Source organism: Thomasclavelia sp., from assembly GCF_017889095.1.
GTDB lineage: Bacteria > Bacillota_I > Bacilli_A > Erysipelotrichales > Coprobacillaceae > Thomasclavelia.
In genome coordinates, this window is sequence record NZ_JAGHEW010000003.1 from 1 (window position 1) to 5,725 (window position 5,725).

General features: G+C 27.7%; 3 protein-coding genes and 1 other annotated feature. All 3 genes read right to left on the reverse strand.

The window, feature by feature from the left end; all coding sequences use genetic code 11:
- Positions 1 to 1,404 (reverse strand): glycoside hydrolase family 1 protein (locus tag J7M77_RS00085; RefSeq protein ID WP_296874802.1); only part of this gene is annotated, 1,404 nt, incomplete at its 3' end.
- Positions 1,405 to 1,526: 122 nt separating this feature from the next.
- On the reverse strand, positions 1,527 to 2,753 hold the full coding sequence (tyrS, locus tag J7M77_RS00090; RefSeq protein ID WP_296874803.1) for a tyrosine--tRNA ligase: 1,227 nt from the start codon (positions 2,751 to 2,753) through the stop codon (positions 1,527 to 1,529).
- Positions 2,754 to 2,798: 45 nt separating this feature from the next.
- Positions 2,799 to 2,999: a binding site (T-box leader), on the reverse strand.
- Positions 3,000 to 3,326: 327 nt separating this feature from the next.
- On the reverse strand, positions 3,327 to 5,725 hold a 2,399-nt coding region (gene cas3, locus J7M77_RS00095; RefSeq protein ID WP_296874804.1), incomplete at its 5' end, for a CRISPR-associated helicase Cas3'.

The following is a 5,725-nucleotide window of genomic DNA, read 5'->3' on the forward strand; positions in this document are numbered from 1 at the left end:
AAGCGTTCCAGTTCCATCGTTATTACGATCAACATGAATAAAACCATAACGTTTTTTCATTTCGCCAGTTCCAGCTGAAACGATATCAATAGGTCCCCAATATAAATATCCCATTACTTCAACACCGTCTAAAATTGCTTCATAAACATATTTTAAATGATCTTCGATATATTCAATTCTATCGATATCATTAATTTCGTTATTTTCATCTAAACTTTCATCTAATCCAATTCCGTTTTCAACAATAAATAATGGTAAATGATAACGATCATATAAAACATTTAAAACATAACGAATTCCTTTAGGATCAATTGGCCAGCACCATGGTTTTGGTGAACAGCCTGTTAAATATGGATTATCTCTTCCCATTAAACCACCAGTATTATTTTCTAAGCCAACTTCTTTATCATAAGTAGTCGAACGATAATAACTAAATGAGAAAAATTCAACTGGATAATCTTTAATTAATTGAATTTCCTGATCATCCATTTTTGGAGTACAGTCATGTTCGTGCCAAATTCTTTTTACATAACCAGGAATAATTCCTAAACAAAAAGCGTCACCGAAATAAAAATTAGCATTTCTAACTGCTTCATAAGCACCGAATACATTATCAGGATCACAGTTATATGGATAAGTAGCAACTGATGAACTTGTCAGCATGCAGCCTACCTGAGCTTGAGGATCAATTTCATGGCATAGTTTAACTGTCCAGGCATTAGCAACGCAAATATTATAATAACCTTGCCATTTTTCTTTTTCGGTAATTGAACCAATTGGATCATTTTTATCGCTTGGATCTAAACTTAATAAACCGCCAGCTACTAAAGGATTACGCATTAAATTATTTACTTCATTAAATGTTAACCAGTATTTTACTTTACCTTGATAACGTTTAAATACTGTTGTGACATAGCGATTCCAAAATTCGATTAATTGATGATTGCTCCAGCCACCGTATTCTGTAAGTAGATGTAATGGTGTTTCATAGTGACTTAATGTAATTACTGGTTCCATTTTTAATTCTATCATTTTATCAATCAAACGATCATAAAACTCTAAACCAGCTTCGTTAGGTTCCAATTCATCACCGTTAGGAAAAATTCTTCCCCAGGCAATTGAAGTTCTAAAACAATTAAATCCCATTCCTGCCATTAATTCTAAATCTTCTTCATAACGATGATAAAAATCAATTGCTTCGTGTGATAAATATACTTTATTTTTATCTAAAGCCATTTCCCATTTTTTAGTTTCTTCATTCCATTTTAATCCTACCTCTTTAGTGCCAATACCAACCATGATATCAGTAACATTAGGTTCTTTACCGTCTTCTAACCAGGCTCCTTCACATTGATTAGCAGCGACAGCACCACCCCATAAAAAATCTTTTGAAAATTCTTTCATTTCCAATTTCCTCCTTGTATTTAGTTATTATTTTATCAAAAACTAAAAAATGTTTTTACTTTTTTCAAAAGTTGCTTACTTGTTTCACATTATGAAACAAAAAATCATGGCGAGCCATGATTTTAAATATGTTTAATTACAAAATAATTCTTTTTACCACGACGAACAACTGTTGCTTCATTACCAAAGGCATTAGCTTTACTTACAGTAAAATCAACATCTTTGATTCTTTCACCGTTGATCAACACTGATCCTCCATTAACAAATTCGCGGGCTTCTCTTTTACTTTTAGCAGCTTTACAAGTGATTAAAGCATCTAAAATATTCAGATCTTCACTGATTTCAACACTTGGTACACCAGCAAAACATTCTTTAACTTGTTTTAAAGTTAGTGACTGGATTTGTCCTGAAAATAACATTTTAGAAATATTAACGGCTTCTTCATAAGCTTCTTTACCATGTAAGAAAGTAATTACTTCTCTAGCTAAAGCTTTGTGGGCTTCTCTTAAATGAGGCTGTGTTTTATTCTTTTCTTCTAATTCCATAATTTCTTCAGGAGTTAAGAAAGTTAAGAATTTTAAATAATCAATTACTTTATCATCTTCAGAATTAATAAAGAACTGATACATTTCATACGGTGATGTTTTTTCACGATCTAACCAAATAGCTTTACCATTAGTTTTACCAAATTTAGTACCATCACTTTTAGTTAATAATGGCATAGTAAATCCGTATGCCTCTTTTCCATCTTTTTTTCTAATCAATTCAATTCCAGCCGTAATATTACCCCATTGATCTTGTCCAGCTACTTGCATAACACAGTTTTTATTGTTGTAAAGCCATTCAAAATCTAATGCCTGCATAATCATATAAGAAAATTCAGTATAAGTAATCCCGGCATCCAAACGACGTTTTACAATATCTTTATTTAACATATAGTTTACGTTAAAGAATTTTCCATAATCTCTTAAAAAGTCAATAAAGTTAATATCTTTAGACCAGTCATAGTTATTAACAACTTCAAACCCAAAAATATCTTGAGCTTGTTTTTTCAAACAGTTAAAGTTATGTTCAACTGTTTCTTTAGTAATCATTGGTCTTTCAGTGTCTGGTTTAGGATCACCAATTAACCCTGTTGCCCCACCAACTAATAAAATTGGATTATGCCCTGCTTCTTTTAAACGTTTAGAAATCAAAAATGAAGAAAAGTGACCAATATGTAAACTATCACCAGTTGGATCAGTTCCAATATAAAAAGTCATTCCCCCATTATTTAGCTTTTCTTCTAAATCAGGTGAACTAACATCTTTAATCAATCCACGCCAAACTAATTCATCATAAATTTTCATCTGCTATCCTCCAAATAATAATTAAATAAAAAAAGAGATTTCATCCTAAAGGACGAAATCTCGCGGTACCACCTTTATTCATACAAATAATAATGTATGCTCTCAACATTAATAACGGAATTACCCGTCTAGACTTTTCATCTAGAAACTCCAGAGTGTATTCATCAATAGTACATACTTGTTTACACCAGCCACAAGCTCTCTTTGCTGCCTTTATTGACTACTATTTTCCTTCAACGTCGCAATTGAATTATAAGCTAAAATATTTATCAAGTCAACCACAATTCCTAAATATGACTTGCATCTTTTATCAAATAATTTTTTATAAATAGTATAAATATAATGAAAATCTTATCATTTTCTTTTAATAAAAAATTTTAAAATAATAGAATTAGTTGGTATATTAAATTATTACATCAAATGTTAAACCCTAATAAACAAACTGTTTTTACAACTGAAATATTCTAAACTCCAAATAAACTGACGATTTTATTTATTTTAACTGGTTTTTAAAAACTATATTTACTTTTTTCCCAACATCACAATAAACTATAATCAATTTTTGCCTTATCACTATATATATAATTCTTTTCCAGTATCAAAAATACTCATATTTAATTTTCCGTATTTCATATATTTTTCACCGTCATCAATATAAAAAAGATCACCAATTTGTTTATCATAATCAAATCGACTATTACGACCAACTCGAAATATAAAATAATTCATAATACTTTTAATTTTTGATAATTCTATAACTTTTTTTGAATAATCCATATCATTATCTAATAATAATTCCTCATATTTCTGCCATATTTTTCTTCCATCATATACTTGTCCATCTATATCTTTAATAACAGTAGCTAAATAGATAGAAACACAATCTCTAGTATCAAGAATTAAATTCATTTTTTCAGCAACTTTTGTAAATTTTATTGTGGCAACTGAATCTCTAAAAAATTCCTGTAAATTATTATCATTATCTTCATTAGCAGTTTGTTTGATATTATTTAATAGTTTTTCATAATAACTATCAAAACTTTTTGATTCTAAAATCTTTTTACATTCTTCATTTTGTAAAGTAACGTTTTGTTGAACTCTTTCATCATTTTTGTAAATCTTTGATGCATCATCCAAGTTGAAAAAATAAACAATTCCCTCTTTTTTACAAGAGCGATTAATTCTGCCTAACAACTGTTCTTCACTGTCTAGCTTAGAAATATCTTTATAACCAATATCCATATCTATATCAATACCTGCTTCAACTACTTGTGTAGCTATAAGAATTAAATGCGATGATTTTTTTACTTTTTCAATAATTCTTTTACGTTCCAAAATACTGTCCGAACCACTAATAAATAAGACTTCACAACCTAAGTTTGCCTTTTTTAATCTTTGGTAAAATTTATTAGCTGTTTCACGTTTAATGAATTCTATCATTATTTTTTTCTTTTCTAAACTTTGTTGGCATACTTCAATAAATAATCGTTCTTCAATATTATTAACTTTTAATAAATGATAATCTAATTTAACACGATCTTTAAAAAGTTTATTTTGATAATAGATATTTTTATCATTGATCAGATGTACTGAATGCTTATCATTAAAAGCCAGTAATTCTAAATTAGGCAAAGTTGCCGACATAATGATAATTTTTAAATTTAATATGTGAGTATATTGTTTTAGAAAAACAATCATTTCACTCCAAATATTAATTCTATAATTTTGAATTTCATCTAAAACAATAACTGAATTTGCTAGCTGATAAAATCCAAATGAAGATTCTCGATTATTACCGAACATCGTATCAAATAAACTAACATGTGTCGTTAAAATAATAGGATAATTTAAAAATTGACGATCAAGTAATGCCTGCTGATATTTTTCATTTTTGCTATAGAGTATAGATGCTTCCTCATCAATCTTAATCGGTGTAACTGAATTAACAACCGCTACTTTCTTCATTATGTCATTACTTTGAAAACAATTAGTTAAATTTTCAATATTCTGTTCTACCAAAGTATTGAAAGGATAAACATAAATGATTTTATTTAAATTTTTACATTGATTAACTAATTGCAAGCTTAAATTCAAAGCAGTGTTTGATTTTCCGCTTCCTGTAGGTGCTTCAAGATAAAAAATATTTTTATCCAGATTTTTCAACAAATTATTTTCTGTTTCCAAATAAATCTTTGTACGTAGTTTATTTATCCCCTCAAAATCATCAATTTTTTTTGTTCTTATTTTTTTAACAAGAGGATTATTACTATAAGCATCAATAATATCATCAAATTGAAAATCAGCCATTTTCACTTCTTTTCGATTTTTAAATTCACTTGTTGCATAATAATCACAAGCGACAACCAATGAATGTAATAATCTAACATATAAATATAGATTGACACTATTATTAGTAGTCTGATTTTTGAAAAAGCTCTCTGTTTTTCTTCGGTGATCTTTATTTATTGGTTGAATATTGCTTTGTATTGTTAATAATGATTTCAAATTTTTATTAAACCATTTAATTAAATTTTTATCTATTTCATTAGCACTATTAATTTCATTGATAAAATTTTTTTCATAATCGTTAATTTGACTATGATGTCTGGAAATAACAAAAGCATTTAAATAGATAAATGAAAGCATAATTATTCTTATATCTTTAGGCAAATGAATTACTTTTTCCTTATAATATTCAATATAAATATGTGCTGACAATAATGAATGTTTAGATTGGTAATTCCTTTCAGATTCTATATTTTTAAATAAATCATTATTCATTTTATCTAATTGAAATTGAGGATTTATTTTACCAATATCATGAAATACTATTGCATTTATAAATAATTCAAAGAATAAATTTCTATAAAAGTCGTTTTTTATTCCCCATTCATTCATTAGAGAGTCGATAATTTGATCAATTCGCTTTTGCTTAATAATTTTTTTTAAATATTTAACACATAGATTTGTAT

What these genes read in the sequence shown, in the direction of transcription:
- tyrS (WP_296874803.1), bottom strand. Translation starts at nt 2,753, where the DNA reads ATGAAAATTTATGATGAATTAGTTTGGCGTGGATTGATTAAAGATGTT.